General features: G+C 68.9%; 18 protein-coding genes. 11 read left to right on the top strand and 7 right to left on the bottom strand.

Annotation, left to right across the window (positions count from 1 at the left end; all coding sequences use genetic code 11):
* Nucleotides 1-90: 90 nt before the first annotated feature.
* Entirely contained in the window at nucleotides 91-1,476 is a 1,386-nt protein-coding gene (locus tag CP967_RS06290; RefSeq protein WP_150486999.1) for a glutamate-cysteine ligase family protein, read from the bottom strand.
* Nucleotides 1,473-2,990 carry a flavin monoamine oxidase family protein gene (locus CP967_RS06295; protein ID WP_208838861.1) on the bottom strand — a complete coding sequence of 506 codons (1,518 nt, stop codon included), beginning with the start codon at nucleotides 2,988-2,990 and terminating at the stop codon, nucleotides 1,473-1,475. The genes CP967_RS06290 and CP967_RS06295 overlap by 4 nt, the downstream gene beginning before the upstream one ends.
* Nucleotides 2,991-3,392: 402 nt before the next feature.
* On the opposite strand from CP967_RS06295, the gene CP967_RS06300 reads away from it, so the two are divergent.
* Nucleotides 3,393-3,845, top strand: a complete 453-nt coding sequence (locus CP967_RS06300; RefSeq protein ID WP_208838862.1) for a GNAT family N-acetyltransferase — start codon at nucleotides 3,393-3,395, stop codon at nucleotides 3,843-3,845.
* Between the two features lie 229 nt (nucleotides 3,846-4,074).
* Here CP967_RS06300 and CP967_RS06305 read toward each other — a convergent pair whose 3' ends face one another.
* Both CP967_RS06305 and CP967_RS06310 read right to left on the bottom strand, forming a co-directional pair.
* A complete protein-coding gene (locus tag CP967_RS06305; RefSeq protein ID WP_150487002.1) occupies nucleotides 4,075-4,287 on the bottom strand; it encodes a DUF397 domain-containing protein in 213 nt (70 codons plus the stop codon).
* A complete protein-coding gene (locus CP967_RS06310) occupies nucleotides 4,287-5,126 on the bottom strand; it encodes a helix-turn-helix domain-containing protein (RefSeq protein WP_150487003.1) in 840 nt (279 codons plus the stop codon). The genes CP967_RS06305 and CP967_RS06310 overlap by 1 nt, the downstream gene beginning before the upstream one ends.
* A 92-nt stretch (nucleotides 5,127-5,218) precedes the next feature.
* Here CP967_RS06310 and CP967_RS06315 point away from each other — a divergent pair, with 92 nt between their 5' ends.
* From CP967_RS06315 to CP967_RS06335, 6 genes are all read left to right on the top strand, one after another.
* Nucleotides 5,219-5,476: a hypothetical protein gene (locus CP967_RS06315; RefSeq protein ID WP_150487004.1), complete on the top strand. Its 258-nt coding sequence runs from the start codon at nucleotides 5,219-5,221 to the stop codon at nucleotides 5,474-5,476.
* Nucleotides 5,473-5,733: a DUF7848 domain-containing protein gene (locus CP967_RS35530; protein WP_444545667.1), complete on the top strand. Its 261-nt coding sequence runs from the start codon at nucleotides 5,473-5,475 to the stop codon at nucleotides 5,731-5,733. Before CP967_RS06315 ends, CP967_RS35530 begins: the two co-directional genes overlap by 4 nt.
* A 98-nt stretch (nucleotides 5,734-5,831) precedes the next feature.
* Nucleotides 5,832-6,137: a hypothetical protein gene (locus CP967_RS06320; protein WP_150487005.1), complete on the top strand. Its 306-nt coding sequence runs from the start codon at nucleotides 5,832-5,834 to the stop codon at nucleotides 6,135-6,137.
* A 345-nt stretch (nucleotides 6,138-6,482) separates the two neighbouring features.
* Nucleotides 6,483-6,989 carry a DinB family protein gene (locus CP967_RS06325; RefSeq protein ID WP_150487006.1) on the top strand — a complete coding sequence of 169 codons (507 nt, stop codon included), beginning with the start codon at nucleotides 6,483-6,485 and terminating at the stop codon, nucleotides 6,987-6,989.
* Nucleotides 6,990-7,129: 140 nt separating this feature from the next.
* A complete protein-coding gene (locus tag CP967_RS06330) occupies nucleotides 7,130-7,459 on the top strand; it encodes a hypothetical protein (protein ID WP_150487007.1) in 330 nt (109 codons plus the stop codon).
* A 64-nt stretch (nucleotides 7,460-7,523) separates the two neighbouring features.
* Nucleotides 7,524-8,471: a transposase family protein gene (locus CP967_RS06335; RefSeq protein WP_150491731.1), complete on the top strand. Its 948-nt coding sequence runs from the start codon at nucleotides 7,524-7,526 to the stop codon at nucleotides 8,469-8,471.
* A gap of 67 nt (nucleotides 8,472-8,538) precedes the next feature.
* On the opposite strand, the gene CP967_RS06340 is transcribed toward CP967_RS06335, so the two are convergent.
* Nucleotides 8,539-9,356, bottom strand: a protein-coding gene (locus tag CP967_RS06340; RefSeq protein WP_150487008.1) for an IS5 family transposase whose coding sequence is annotated in 2 segments (ribosomal slippage) — nucleotides 8,539-9,014 and nucleotides 9,014-9,356 — 819 coding nt in all. Because the reading frame shifts where the segments join, the coding sequence is not laid out codon by codon here.
* Between the two features lie 82 nt (nucleotides 9,357-9,438).
* Here CP967_RS06340 and CP967_RS06345 point away from each other — a divergent pair.
* The 3 genes from CP967_RS06345 (at nucleotide 9,439) to CP967_RS06360 (ending at nucleotide 12,128) form a co-directional block, all read left to right on the top strand.
* Nucleotides 9,439-9,858, top strand: coding sequence for a hypothetical protein (locus CP967_RS06345; RefSeq protein ID WP_150487009.1), 420 nt, complete (start codon nucleotides 9,439-9,441; stop codon nucleotides 9,856-9,858).
* 488 nt (nucleotides 9,859-10,346) lie between these two features.
* The gene (locus CP967_RS06355; protein ID WP_150487010.1) at nucleotides 10,347-10,949 is read left to right on the top strand and encodes a VanZ family protein; all 603 of its coding nucleotides are present in this window, start codon (nucleotides 10,347-10,349) and stop codon (nucleotides 10,947-10,949) included.
* A gap of 228 nt (nucleotides 10,950-11,177) precedes the next feature.
* Nucleotides 11,178-12,128 (top strand): poly-gamma-glutamate hydrolase family protein, encoded by a 951-nt coding sequence (locus CP967_RS06360; protein WP_150487011.1) that lies wholly within the window; start codon nucleotides 11,178-11,180, stop codon nucleotides 12,126-12,128.
* A gap of 280 nt (nucleotides 12,129-12,408) precedes the next feature.
* Here the strand turns inward: CP967_RS06360 and CP967_RS06365 are convergent, their stop codons facing one another.
* Together CP967_RS06365 and CP967_RS06370 are read right to left on the bottom strand one after the other, a co-directional pair.
* Nucleotides 12,409-12,795 (bottom strand): hypothetical protein, encoded by a 387-nt coding sequence (locus tag CP967_RS06365; RefSeq protein ID WP_150487012.1) that lies wholly within the window; start codon nucleotides 12,793-12,795, stop codon nucleotides 12,409-12,411.
* 292 nt (nucleotides 12,796-13,087) lie between these two features.
* The gene (locus CP967_RS06370; protein WP_167535337.1) at nucleotides 13,088-14,089 is read right to left on the bottom strand and encodes a helix-turn-helix domain-containing protein; all 1,002 of its coding nucleotides are present in this window, start codon (nucleotides 14,087-14,089) and stop codon (nucleotides 13,088-13,090) included.
* 174 nt (nucleotides 14,090-14,263) lie between these two features.
* On the opposite strand from CP967_RS06370, the gene CP967_RS06375 reads away from it, so the two are divergent.
* Complete coding sequence (locus CP967_RS06375) at nucleotides 14,264-14,692, top strand: hypothetical protein (RefSeq protein WP_229888346.1); 429 nt, start codon at nucleotides 14,264-14,266, stop codon at nucleotides 14,690-14,692.
* Nucleotides 14,693-14,757: the final 65 nt, after the last annotated feature.

Raw genomic sequence — 14,757 nt, forward strand, 5'->3', positions numbered from 1 at the left:
TGGGACGAACTCCCGCGGACCGCGCGGACGGAAGCGGGCGGACCGGGTCAGGTGCCGCTCGTCCGCGCGGCAGCCGCCGACTCCTCCGTGTCAGACGGCGGGCGGAACCCGGTGGGCCTTGACGTAGCGGGCGGGGTCGTTGCGGTAGGTCGTCCGCCAGTGGCGCGCGGTCTGCTCGGCGAACGTCTCGTCCGTGTCCAGGATCTCGTCGAGCGGGTCCAGGTAGGCAGGCGCTTCGGGTTGTTCGAGTCCGGCGAGGACGCGGGCCTCCAGGCCCGCGCGTGCCAGTGCGAGGAGCCGGCCGGCCAGGTCGCGGGCGGTGTCTCCGCCCAGGCGGGTGGCCAGCCCGTCCGCGGGCAGGGCCCGTTGCGCCGCTTCGGTCTCCTCGGGCGTGTAGTGCCTGAGGAGTTCCCAGGCGGCCTCACGCGAGGGCGCGTGGTACGTCAGTCCGGTCCACAGGGCCGGCAGCGCGGGAATGTGCGGGTACGGCGGGCCGTCGGGTGCGCGGGTCTCCAGGTTCCGTCGGACGCGGACCGTGGTGTAGATCTGGTCGAGGTGGGAGAGCCAGTCGTCCCAGCCGGCAAAGGTCCCGTCGTCGAAACCGTCGCGGAGATGGTCGGCGAATGTCCGGGGTCCCGCGAGGCGGTAACCGGTGGGACTGTGGCGGTAGATCATGGGCAGGCCCAGCGCCCAGTCGGTCAGGGCCTTCGCGGTGAGCGGGGTACGTAGCGCGGGTCCCGGGGAACCGACTCGCCTGGGATCCATGCGGAGCCAGTCGCGGCAGCGGTGGGAGAGGACACCGTCGAGCCGTCCGGCGTACAGCGGTGAGTTGACGAGCAGCGCCGCGACGACGGGCGAGGCGGCGGCCTGGACGCGGAGCTTCGAGGCCAGGTCGTCCTCGGAGAGGTGGTCCAGCGTGGTCTGCGTCGAGGTCGACAGCCTCATGATGTGCGGTGCCCCCTCGCCCTCCGGACCGAGGCCGGCGAAGTACGTCCGCATGACCCCGCCGCGCACGGTGGGCACCCAAGGAGCGGTGTCGACCCGGTCGAAGGGGAGATTTCCCCCGGGGACGATGGCCAGGCCGTGCTGCCCGGCCAGCGCGGCCATGTCTTCCATGGTGCGGCGCATGGCCGCCACCAGAGTGACCAGGTCGTCCGCGGGAGGGGACGAGTACTCCAGCTGACCGCCGTGTTCGAGCGTGAGTTTCGTACCGTCCGGAAGGTGGACTCCCGTCAGGACCTCTCCGGCCCACCGCGGTGAACCGCCCCGCTCCCGCAGTACCTGCCGCAGGAGGGCGGCCATGCCGTGCGGCCCGCCGTAGGGAGCGGCGAGGCCGGTCGTCTCGTCCAGCACCCCCGCCTCGACCTCAAGGCCGATACGTTCGCGCGCGCCCGGAGGGGCGAGGAACGCTTCGGGCAGGTCCGGGACACGCAGACGCGGACGGCTACGGCTGCTGTGCTGCTCCTGCGTGCTCATGTCGTAGCTCCTTGCCTGATGAGGTCTTCCGTCCCGCCGTTCGTGTCCCGCTCCCGCACGGTGGCGGGCAGGCGGTCCAGTAAGTGGCTGACGGCCCGGAGGGCGGACTGGGCGGCCCCTTGCATCCACGCGTGGGCGGCCGAGAGGTGCTCGCCCGCGAAGAAGAGGCGGGGGTCGCTCACCGGATGCGGCGTCGCAAGGCTGTCGAGGTATCTCGTGTGCTCTCCTGGAGCGAGGTAGGCGAAAGACCCCCCGCTCATTCCGGGCTGGTCGTCCCAGTCCCAGTGCAGGATGTCGTCGATGTCGTCGCAGATGCCCGGATGCAGCTGTTCCAGACTCCGCATCACGACCCGGTCGCGGTCCGCCCGCGCCAGCGCGGTGAAGCGCCTTGCGTGCGGGCCCCAGAGGTAGGCGCCCGTAAGCACTCCTGGCTCGTGTGACAGTTCACGGCTCCGGGCGGTCAGCCGGTGGGGTGAGGGCACACCGGCTACGGGAACGGTACGGGCGTTGTCCGACGGGTACCAGCACTGCTGGATCGGGAGATCGGTGAAACTCCCTCCGCCGTAGATGCCGTCGTTGATCTCCCAGCTTCGCCGGCGGAGGTGCACCAGGGTCTTGGTGCTGCTCGCATAGGTGAGACTGCGGACCGCTTGTGCTTGCCGGTGGGGCAGCTCCGGGGTGATGGCGATCTGGTCGAGAGTGGTCAGCGGGACGCAGGCCACCACGGCGTCGTGCGACTCGTCGACAGGCCGCCCTATGGACCGGCCGCTGATCCGCGCCGCGCCGGAGGACAGGTGTACGGCGTCGATCCGCGTGGACAGGCGAAGCGTTCCCGGTCTCAGGCGCCGTACGAACTCACGGATCAGGGTGTCCATCCCGCCGACGATCTCAAGGGGCGCGGCGTGGAAGAGACCGAAGTAGTCGACGAGCACTTCGAGGAGGGAGGCGTGCTCATAGTGCACCAGTCCGCTGGTGTGCCCGAGCAGGTCCCAGGCCTCCTCGGAGAATTTCCGGCGGGCGAACTGCCACAGGGAGGTCGACATCAGCTCGTCCAGGGCCGCGTCCTGCCAGTGGCCTTCCAGGACGCTGGTCTGCTGTGCGGGGGTGAGGCCGTCCCACGCGGTACTCAGTACACGGTCCAGCCACGCTCTCGGTTCGCCGTGGTCGGCGATGTCGAGACCGTAGGCCGAATACAGTTGCTGGGCTTGACTCAAACGCACCCGTCTGCCGCGCAGATGGTAATACCCTTCCGGATTCAGGTTGATGAAGGGACGGGTCCGCAACCCGAACTTCTGTACGTAGTGCAGGACGCATTCGTGATTCCCCGGGATACGCATAGCGCCCACATCGGCGTAGGTGCCGTCCCAGAACCGGTGTGTACGCACCCGCCCACCGGGGCGTTCAGCCCGTTCATAGACCACGGCGTCCACCCCGCGCCGCTGGAGTTCATAGGCGGAAACCAGCCCCGCCAGCCCGCCGCCGATGATTCCGACACGCAGGGGGGAAGACCGCACCGCCGTACGCAGTTCATCCGGAAAAGCAAAGCATCGATCGAACAACTCTTCACATCCCTCTTCCTATGCCCTGCTCCCGGAATCTGGTGTTATGCGCCCACCGCAACGGAGTTCTCCGGGGCCGCGAACACAGAATATGAATGGTCATCCGCACCACAGACGAAACGTTCAGCCGTCGATGACCTCGCTCGGGGGCCACACCCACGACCGAACCGACGGGCCGCCGGACCGGGGCACACCCTGGAGCGCCCGTGCCCGTACCCGCGCCCGCGCTCGCGCCGGGGAACCCGCCGAGGCCGGCTGAAACCGATGGCTGCCGATCTTGACGCGCCTGACGAGTGTGAAGTCAGATGCGGTGTCGAGTTCGCCCTCAGAAGCGGTGCCACCGTACAGGAGTTCAGTGTGTTCATAGCAGAAGAAAATGCTTTCGATCCTGAGGAGATGCTCAGCCTCTACGCATCGGTCGGCTGGGAGGGCTACACCAAGGACATCGGCAAACTCTGCCGCGGCCTGCTGAACTCGCATCTCGTCATCACCGCACGGGACGGTTCAGGAACGCTCCTCGGACTGGCCCGCACCATCTCCGACGACGAACACATCTGCTACGTCCAGGATGTCGTGGTCAATCCCAGGTATCACAGGCAGGGCATAGGCCGGGCCCTGATCGAGGACCTCATGCCGCGCTACTCGCACTGCCGCTTCTTCCTCCTGTCCACGGACCACGAGTCGGCACCGGAGGGCAAGCGCAACCACGCGTTCTACCGGAGTCTGGGCTTCCTGTCCTACGAGGAAAAAGAGATGGCGGGATTCGGCCTGCCCAGGAACCGCCCGGACCTGCGCGACATGGCACCGTAGACAGGATTCCTACGCGGTCCGGACAGCCCCTGGCCCCCCTTCCGGCCGGCCTCTGCCACTGCTCCCGCCTTCGACGGCCGGCCGCCCTCGCGCCCCTGGGCACGGCGGGGAGGGCAGAACCGCGCGAGTCGGCGGCGTGGCCGTACGAGGGGGCGTTCACCGCGCCCTGGACAGCCGTGAGCCCACCGCGCGGGCGTGCGCGGTGGGCTCACGGCTCGGCACACGCCGGTCAGACGGAGCCGAACTCGCCGGTCTTGACCCCGGCGACGAAGGAAGCGAACGCGCCGGCGGGGACGGTCAGCACCGGGCCGCCGGGGACCTTCGAGTCACGGACCGGGACAGCGCCGGTGGCAGCCGCACGCGCCGGGGCCCACTCGACACAGGTTCCGCCGTTGCCGCTGTAGGAGGACTTGATCCACTCGGAAGGGGGAACGTCGGTCATCACGGGGTGCCCTTTCGTACCTCATTGATCATGGCCACGGATGCCGCCTGGGACAGCGATTCGGCCTGTAGTTGATGGTAGGCCCTCACCAGCGGTAGCACGGAGGGGAGTTCACGGTCCAGGCTCCCCTGCGTCTCCGACTCCACATAGGAGATCACGGAACGATCGGACAGGGTCAACAGATTGACCGAGCGATTGAACGGCCGGCGTTCCCCCATGGTGTAGGGAGCCAGCTGAAGCATGGTGTTCGGCTGTTCAGCGAACTCGATCAGGTGGGCCAGCTGGCGGTCCATGACCCCGGCTCCCCCGATGGGCCGGCGTACGCAGCTCTCGTCCAGCACGGCGATCACCACGGGCGGCACGCGACGCACGAGAGCCGCCTGCCGCTCCACCAACGCCTCGACCCGTTCGGAAGCCTGTTCCGGGGTGATCGCGCCCCATCTCACCCGTTGCTCCTCCAGCACAGCCGCGTACTCGGTCGTCTGGAGCAGACCCGGGATCACGCCCACCTCGAAGAACCGGACCTCCGCCGCCCGTGCTTCCTGTCCCAGGTACTCCGGGAACCCTTCCAGCAGACTGCCGTTGCGGAGCTCGCTCCAGGTCCGTTCGAACGCGTCCGCCGTGCCCGAGAGGCCCAGCACCGTGTCCAGACTCCTCGAAAAGCGGAGAGTCGGCGGCTTACGACCAGTTTCGATGGCTGAGATGTGCCTGCCCGAGTAATCGACCCGGACAGCCAGGTCGTCCTGGGTCCAGCCCTGCGCTTCACGGAAACGACGAAGGCGTGCCCCGAACGCTGCTTGCGGGCTCGCCTCGGGGTTCAGCTCCTTGCGGTTGACCAACGTGCCCTCCGTCACAGAAACGTTGAAGGTGGCTGACTCTAGGGCAATGCTGAGCCCGCTTGGTAGTCACATCACTACGGAGAGGAGCCGCCATGCCTGAGCGGAACGGTCCCCCGGACGGACAGGAGCCCCATCCCCCGGCCGTCGGAACGCTCGTCGTGGACACCGGGCACGGTGGCCGGGTGGGTGAGTTCCGAGGGATCGCGGGCCCGTACTGGTCGTTGCGGCCGGTCAGTGGCGGGGCGGAGTGGGAGGCGGAGCCGGAGCGGGTGCGTCCCGTGGATCGCATAGAGCGGCTGCGGGCGGAGAACGCCCGGTGCAACGCCCGTAGTGAGGGGCGGGTGTTGTGAAGCGCCGTTTCCGTTTCCCGCGCTGGTCGTTGGTGCCCATCGGGGGCGAGCCGGACGTTCCCGTGACGGCGTTCACGTTGCGGTGCCTGTGGGTGGACGACGACGGCCGCGCGTGCGGGGCCGGGTCCGGGCCACGCGAGGACTCCGATGCCGCGAAACGGTGGGCGTGGGGGCACGGGGAGACCTGCCGGGAGCACGTCCGGTTCTCCGGGCGGATCACCCGTCCGTGGACCATGCGGATTGACGGTCCGCTGTGAAGGTGGCGAGCGTGGCGGAGCGGAACAGCAGAACCCCTTCGCCCCTCCCCGTCCCGGGTGCCCCGCACCCCGACAACTCCGAGAAAGAGAGCCCAGCCGTGAACCGCTGTACCGCCACCACTCTGATCTCACCGCCGGAACCGTTCGCGGATCTGCTGGAGGACGCACGCCCCTCCCCCGTCCTGTGCGCGCTCGGTGAAAAACACGATGGGGACCACGCCCAGATGCTGTGGGACGACAGCGGCGACGAACTGGCCGCCTGGGTCCGCTGGGACAGCCGGCGCACCCGCCTCGCGCCCCTGCGCTGGTGTCCCGTCCAGAACGGGGCGGGGGAAGCGTGCGGCCTGTTCGCCGGTCATCCGTCCCGCCATGACTGGGAGATCAACGAGGCACCTGACGTCTGACGGGACAGTTCCCGAGCCCCGGCCGCCTCCTGCCCCCGGCTGTACGCGTGCGCCGCACCCCCGTTCCGCGAACGGACAGTCGGCCACGGCCTCCGCGATGGCTTGGGCCCGGGCGGCCCGATGTGATCCGGTGTGATCCGGACCGGCGTACGCTCCCCTCCGCCACCGCGACATGCCGGTCCCCGCCCCACCATGGCCAGGGCCTGTCCGGCGGATCGTGCCGGGCGGCCTGTCGGCGCTGAACCGCCGACGGCGCTCCGCTGGAGAAGCCGCCGGGTGGAGCAGACCGGGGCCCGGCGATAAATACCTCGACAGCGGGCGTGCTGACCGGGGACGCTTCGCGCGATGACCAGAATCGATGACACACCGCCCGCGTGGGACGAGCGCACCCAGCTCACCACGTTTCTCGACTACGCGCGGGAGACCGCCCGCGCCAAGTGCGCCGGTGTCTCCGCGGAGAACGCCCGCAGGGCGCTCCTGCCGGGCTCGCCGCTGATGACAATGAGCGGAGTGATCAACCACCTGCGCTGGGTCGAGTACCACTGGTTCCAGGTGGTTTTCCTCGGCGAGGAAGACCAAGGCCCCTGGACCGATGAGGACCCCGACCGCGAGATGCGTATCGCCGTCGACTTCCCGCTCACGCAGTTGCTCGACGAGTACGCCGAACAGAGCGCCCGCTACCGCGAACTGGTCGCCGGGAACGACCTGGACGAGCGGGCCGAGGGAACCATCCGCGACGGTCTGCACGTCGACCTGCGCTGGATCCTCCTCCACCTCACCGAGGAGACGGCCCGCCACAACGGCCACCTGGACATCCTGCGCGAGCTGCTCGACGGCACGACCGGCGGCTGAGGGCTGTCCCGTAACCGCTGGTCAGGAGTGAGACGATCCTGGTCTGGCAGGGCGGACGCCGTCCTGCTCGTGGACCGAACCCCGGCGCCGGCCTCCCCGGAGCCCGTGGTGAGTGTCCCGCATTCGGAAGGGACATGAGGATGGGCGTTGACGTAGTGCTGATGCAGGTGACGCAACGAGGTACGAGCCCCAAGAAGCGTCGGCTGACCACGGTGGAGTTCGTGCAGGACGAAGCGGATCTGTTCTCCGGCCTGTGCGTGAACAGCAGTCTGCCGATGCTCAACCGCGTGGACCCGTACCGCACCCAGATCCTTACGCCGGCGGACATGCCTCAGTTCATCTCCGAGGTCGAAGCCACCTGTGACCTGGTGAAGGGGCAACGGGAGCGGGACATCCTGCGGAAGATCCACGAGCTGGCCGAGCGTTGCGCGGAAGCCGCGAGTCTGGAACTCCATCTCCAGGGCGACTAACGACCTCGTGCATGGTTGGCGGTGACGTTGGCCCTGCCGGTTCGTTAGGCCGTTCGTGGTGGGGATGCAGGCGCGTGGGCTGATCATGTCGGAGCGTCGGGTCACGGGCCTTTCAACGGCTGTGATTGCCGATCTGGTAGCGGAGTTGGGGCCGGTCTGGCAGGCCATCAGGGATGCCGAACTGCTCGACCGACCGCGCCGGCGAGCGGTCGGAGCGGGCGCGAAGTACAAGCTGGTCTTCGTCGACCGACTCCTGGCCACACTTGTGCATCTGAGGCACGGCGTTACCCACGACGTGCTGGCCTGCTGGTTCCAGGTGGACCGGTCGACCATCACCCGTGCGGTTGGCGAGATCCGGCCTCTACTGGCCGACCGCGGCTGTCGCATCGAGGGTGGTCTGCGGCTTCGCACGCTTGCCGATGTGATCGCCCATCTTGGCGCCACCGGCCAGACCGCACTGATGGACGCCACCGAGGTCCGAGTCCGTCGCCCAAGCGCACATCGCGGCGGACGCAGCCGGTTCATCTCCGGCAAGAGCCGCATCAACGCCATGAAAGCCCTCGTCGTCACCGACCAGCACGGACGACCACTGTTCTGCGGCGAGGTCCGGGCCGGATCCATCGCCGACATCACCCAAGCCCGTGACGCCGGCCTGGTCGACCTGCTCGCTGACACCATTGACCTGCAGATCCTTGCCGACGCCGGCTATCAGGGCCTCGCGGCGCAAACCTACGGCCAGGTCGTCACCCCGCCACGCAAACGCCGCGGCAAACACCTCGAACACCTGCAATGGCTGATGGCACACCACGAGGCCGCCCGCTTCGCCCACTCCTCAGCCAGAATCCCCGTCGAACACGGCATCGCCCACCTCAAGAACTGGAGGGCCCTCGCCCGGCATCACACCCGGCGAGAGAACCTGCCCGACACCATCCGAGCCGTTGCCGGACTCCTGACCGACCAACAAGCCACCCCCCGCACGAAGGCACTCGCACTGCCCGCCACACCCGCATGATCAAAACGCCGACCGCAACCTCAACACGCCCTCGCCCCAACCATGCACGAGGTCGTAAGACCGTGTCCTATGTGGTGAGTCGGAGGAGTCGTTTGTGGCAGCAGAGTGCTGCGGCGAGGCCGAGGAAGGCCAGGTAGTTGCGGGGGTGGCGTTCGTAGCGGTGGTTGAGGCGGCGGTAGCCGGTCAGCCAGGACATGGTGCGCTCGATGACCCGTCTGCGGCGTCCTGGCCGTTCGCTGGACTCGACTCCCTTGCGGGCGATGCGGACCCCGATGTGCTTGCCCCATAGCCATTTCCGCAGGTGAGGGACGTCGTACGCTTTGTCCGCATGCAGACGCCGGGGCTTGAAGTAGCGTCCGCGGTGGGGGTCGTGTCTCGTTTGGTGGCCCTCGATCATGGGCTTCAGGGCGAGGCTGTCGTGGGTGTTCGCCGCGGTGAGGCCGACGAGGAGGGGCAGTCCGTTCGCGTCCGACAGGACGTGCATCTTGGAGCCCGGCTTGCCCCTGTCCACGGGGCTCGGACCTGTGAGTTCGCCCCCTTTTTAGCCCTCACGTGGGCGGAGTCGAGGACTGCCCGGGAGAGGTCGAGGAGGCCGGCGTCGTCCAGGCGGTGCGGGATCTCCTCGTGGAGCCGTCCCCAGACACCGGCTCTCGACCAGATGAGGAATCTGCGGTGGGCCGTCGACTTCGATATCCCGGAGCACGGCGGCAGGGCCCGCCAGGCGCATCCGCTGACCAGGACGTAGATGATCGCGGCGAACAGCGTCTCATCAGGCGTGTCCTGCGTCCCGCCGCCCTGCGGCCTCACCCTCGACGGCGGGATCAGCGGCTCCGCGATCTCCCACAGCCCGTCCGGAACAATCCAACTCCACGTACCCCGCCCCATACCGAGCCCAACGAGCCGAGCCCACATAGGACACGGTCTTAGGCCGTGTATCGGAAGTGAACCGTGTGCATAAGGTGTCGGCATGCCACTGGGTCACATAGTCCTCTTGTCGGGTCGCTCGATCCGGCTCACCGAGCTACGGATGTCTTCGACCTACGGGGGGATGCTGGAAGGCTACCCGTGCAAGCGCATCAACGACCTGAAGGTCAGTTACCTCCAGCGGCAGGCCGAGCATGCATTTCCCTCCATGCCGGTCCATCTCGTTCCGCCCTCGCGCGAGTGCCCGGATGAGACCGCAGGCGCTTTCGGTCCCGTTGAGTTGCTGCCTTCCGTGGCTTGCGTCGGTGTCTTCGGCTCCACGGCGCTCGATCCGGCAATGGACGGTTCCACTCTCGTCGTCGCCTGGTTCCAGCCAGCACCGGAGGTACCGGCGGGTGAGGATGTTGACCCCGCGCTTCGCAGCATTCGTTGGGAGGAGCTGGCCCAGGACTACGAGTTGTAGCAGCGTGCTGGTCGCAGCCACTCGTTGATGGCTGCGACGAGGACAGTGGCCTCAAGGCGGACCGCGAGCTTGTCGTAGCGGGTGGCTACGGCTCGGTGGCGCTTGAGGCGGTTGATCCCGCACTCAACCGTGCAAAAGAACCACCTGGTGCCGGCGGCCGGCCATCGCCATCAGCCAGAGACCCGCAAGAAAACGCCCTATCTGATCAACCGCCACTGCCACCAGCTCACTGGCATGAAGCCAACACCTCGCACCCCGGCTCCGAGCGCATCCGATTCGACAGCGGCTCGCTCACTCACCATGACCGCTCCACAGCACCTGAGTCAGAACCGGTTCTCGTGGACAAAGCCACGCGGGCGGGGACACCTCGGTGGGGGCGCGAATGTGGCCGTCCGTAGGTGGCGCGCCCTCCTCCGAGTCCGAGTGTCCGTCCGCTTCCCGGGTATCCGCACCTCATCCGAGCACGCCCTGCGACGAGGGGACGGGACATGAGGACATGGAGACGCGAGCGGGGCGGGAACAAGAAGGCGGCGTCGGACGCCGATATGCCCGGTTTACCGCCGCAGGCTCCGGAAGAGGAGGCCCCGCGGCGCGGGCCGGGACGGGCGGTACGGGCGCTGGTGGCACTGGTCGCGCTCGCCGGGATGGTGGCGTTCGCCATCGTCCTGGCGAGACTCACACTGAACGCCTCACCGTCGTCCGAGGCATTCACCCACAGCAATTTCACGCCGGGCAGTTCGATCCGCGCCTACCTCCAGCAACCGGGCTTCGTGGACACAGCCAAACAGCTCGGCGGTAACCTGGCGCTCGGGGTCCCGTTCGGCATCCTCCTTCCGCTGTTCTCACGCAGGACCCGCGGCGTGCTGCGGGTGGGGCTGCTCACCGTTGCGACCATGCTGCTGGTCGAGCTGATCCAGGGAACCCTCATCACTGGGCGCGCCTTCGACGTCGACGACGTCCTGCTCAACACCACCGGCGCTCTGCTCGGCTACCTGCTCGTCGGACGCCGTCTGGGACGCACGGTGCACCCGCGCAAGCGCCCACGCCGGCTACGGCGCCCGGCCCGCCGCAGGGGTGACGGCGACCGGTGAGGTGGACCGGGCCGCAGACGGCGGGCGACGTACGAGTCGGACCCGCACGCAGCAGTCGCATGATCCGCCGGACAGACCCTGGGTCCTTCTGCCATTAGGGCCGCGCCGAGAGGCCCGTCGGACACATGCCCGTTTCTTCTCGACGCGGTGTGGTTGCCGGAACCGGGCGACCGGAACCGTTCCCGCTTCACCGTAAGGATGAGCCGGCCCGGTTGAGATGATCACCTCATGAATCTCACCAGCAGACGCACTCTCCTGGCCTCCGTCGCCGCTGCGGCCTCCGCCCTGCCCCTCGTCAACGACCTCGCGGGGAACGGCAGCACCGCCGCCGCGGCCGGACCGGCCGAGTTCGCCTCGAACGCCGCGCTCTACAGCAGCGACGCCTACGAAGAAGGCGTCAACTGGATGCGCCGCTTCCGCTGCGGCGCCCCGGTGACCCTGAACGACTACGCGAAGGACCCCGCGGCGGCCGCCCCGCTCGGTGTGCTCACGAGCGCCCCCGTCCGCAGCACGGCGATCATCGCCCCGCACGGCGGCGGCCTTGAGGCGGGCACCACCGAACTGTGTCTCACCCTTGCCGGCTACGACCGCGCCGAGCCCGGAACCGAGCCGGAGCCGGACACGGACACCCCGGGTGCGGTGCAGCGTGACTACTGGATGTTCGAGACGCTGACCGCGTCCCTCCCCTCCCCCGTCGAGCCCCTCCACGTCACCTCGACCAACTGCGACGACCCCGCCGCCCTGGCGGTCTGCGGCAACAACCTCTACGCCGTCTCCCTCCACGGCTACAGGCCGGACGACGAACCGCTGGCCAAGCGGATTCTCATAGGCGGCCGGGACCAGCGGCTGATCCGCAACCTGGCACGGGCCTTCGCCCGCCACGGGCTCACCTCCTCGCTGGGAGTCGAGGTGGTCGTCGCGGGCGCCAGCTCCGAGCTGAACGGCGACGACCCGGCCAACATCGTCAATCGCACGCGCACCGGGGCCGGCGCCCAGCTGGAGACGTCCACCGAACTGCGGAGGGCGATGTTCGGCACGTTCGGCAGCGGCTCCGGCCGCCGGAAGACCGCCGGTGTGGCCTCCGCCACCGCGCCCGACGCCCCCGCGTACTGGCACGGCTTCGTCGATGCCGTACGCGAGGCCGTCGACCGCCATGAGCGCGGCCTCGACTCCTTGTAGCCGCGGCCGGCTCCTCGCCCCCTGGAGCGGAGACCGCCGTCGGCCGCCTCGCGGGTGCGTCCGGGGCCGCCCCCGGCCTGTCCGCCGCCGGCAGGGCGGTGCGGACGGCGGGGACGAAGGGCGAGGAGTGGAGTGGAGTGGTCCGGGGATGCCTGTGCCGCGAGTGCCCGCCCACCGCTGGTCCGCGGTACGGAGTCGAGTGGGCCTCGGACGGTGTGACACCCACGTCGTACGCGTAGGAGACCGGCCGTGTTCGCACGGGTCGGGCCGGTCACCGCTCCTAGGTCCTCCCGATGCGGAGTGTCCTGGAACCATTGAGCAGGGTGTCCGCGTACGTCTTGTCCTCCGCCTCGACCTTGATGTACTTCGTCCCGGAGAACACCCAGTAGCTGTTCCGCTCACCCCGCAAGGGCATCACCGCGTCGATCCCCTCGCCGAACTCGCTGACCCCGCCCAGGGTGTACGGCCACCCCTTGGCGAGGCTGTTCGGTCCGGCCTGGACGGTCCCCCCGGGCGTGCTTCCGGCCAGTTCCGCCCGGACGTACCGGCTTCCCGAGAAGAACCAGACCTGGTTGAGGTCGTCCGGAGCCGTCATCACCGCGTCGATGCCGCCCGGGAGCCCCTGGAGGACGTCGTCCCAGTCCTCGACCGGGTCGGGCCCTTCCACCAGGGTGACGTCGTACTCCGGTCCGGCACCGAGTTCGATGAGTACGTACCTGTGCCTCCCCGCGCATCACGGCGTTCCGCCGCACCTCGGTGCGTGGCGCGGCCGTCGCCCGGCACGCGCCCGGAAAACAGCGTGGCCGTCCCGTGGTGGGCCGCACCGGCGGTGGCCATCCCGTTTCCCAGGGCCGTCCGGTGGGCCCGGGAGGCTCGTGCCCTCCCCGGCCGAAGGGCCCGCCGCATCGGTCAGGGGCTGTGGGAGAAGCCGTGACACCACCGGGGCGCACCCTCCGGGTTCACCCGCCGGCCGCGCCTCCCCCGCGCCGGGCGCCCCCGGCCGCCCGTCTCCGGTATTCGCCCGGGGGTACCCCGTACGCGGCGCTGAAGGCCCTGCTCAGTTCCGAGGCGTGGGTGAAACCCCACCGGGCCCCCACCGCCTGGACGGTCAGACGTGCGCAGGCCGGATCCACGAGGTCACGGCGGCAGCGCTCCAGTCTGCGGTGACGGATCCACGCACTCACGGTGACGCCCTGTTCCCGGAAGATCCGGTGCAGGTGCCGCACGGAGATGTGGTGGGCGGCCGCGACGGTTTCCGGGGAGAGGTCACGCGAGGCGAGATGGCGGTCGATGAACGCGTGGGAGCTGTACAGCAGGGGCGTTCGGCGGTTCTCCGGCGGCACCGTCCGCTCCTGGTCACCGTGGTGCGCCAGCATCGCCACGGTCAGGTCCATCAGCACCGCACCCAGCCGTACGGCGTCCTGCGGGCCGCACGGGGGCGGGTCGGCGGCGAGGCGCCGCATGAAGGATCCCAGCAGGGATGCCATGGCACTGCCTTCTTCGGGGCCGGTGTCGAACCTGGCGGAGGTGAGGTGGTCGAGGAGTCGCCGGGACAGTGGCACCGTCTCCCGGGCGAAGGCGACGAACAACGTCTGCGTCCCCTCCGCGGAGGGGAGGGCCCGGGCGTCGAACGGCCGCCCGGCGTTCAGCAGCACCATCTGGCCGGGTCCCAGGGCGGAGTCGTCCCGTCCGCCGGACAGGACTTGCCGGCCCCTGGTGTTCATGAAGAGCCAGTACGTGTCCGCGTCCTCATCGCGCACCATCCCCGGCGGGCGCCGGGCCCGGAGCGAGGGGTACTCCAGGACGCCCATCTGCGTGACGCCCAGATCCAGGTGGGTGGCGGAGGCCCGGAAGTCGTCGGTCTCCTCACTGCTGACGACACTCGACAGGAAACTGCCGCCGACCAGCTCCCGGTACCAGTCGAAGCGCTCGGAGGCCGGCAGGTGATCGTTGCTGTGCACGGTCCTGAACATCTGGCGGACCTCCGGTGTCCAGCTCCTGATGCCCCGTCGGCTGACGACGGTCTCCACAAGACGTCACACATCATCAACGAGGTGGCACGCAGCGTCAATGACCGACGGAACCACCCTCCCTAAAGTGACCTGAACCTGTCACGTCTCCAGAGAGGCACCGTCGTGATCCGCACCCTGCTCCAGCGAGGCCCCGTACGGGCGGTCACCAACGTCCTGTTGGCGCTCGCCATGTCCCTCGGTGTGACCGCGGCCGTCGCCCCGGCCGCCGCCGCCGCTCCGGCCCTCCAGCAGGTGGACTGCTGGACGCCTCAGGCCAACGGCGAGGGGCGCGGCTACAACACCATCCAGCTGTACCTCCGGGTGGGGCCCTACTCCGCGTGCGGAATCAATCCGAACGCCCCGGTGTACATGCCGCTCCCGGCCGGTAACACCCTGTTCTTCCACTGCTGGACGATCAACTCCTACGGAAACGTCTGGTGGTACGTCCGCGTCGAGGGCACCGGCTGGCACGGCTGGATCTCCGACGACAACCTCGTGGGGACCTCCGTGGACGAGAACGGCGACGGGCAGATCATCTTCTACCAGTGCTGATCCGCTTCCCACCCGGCTGCGCCGTCCCGTGTCCCGGTACGGGACGGCGCTCGCCTCGTCTCCTC

It is taken from the genome of Streptomyces nitrosporeus (assembly GCF_008704555.1).
GTDB classification, from domain to species: Bacteria; Actinomycetota; Actinomycetes; order Streptomycetales; family Streptomycetaceae; genus Streptomyces; species Streptomyces nitrosporeus.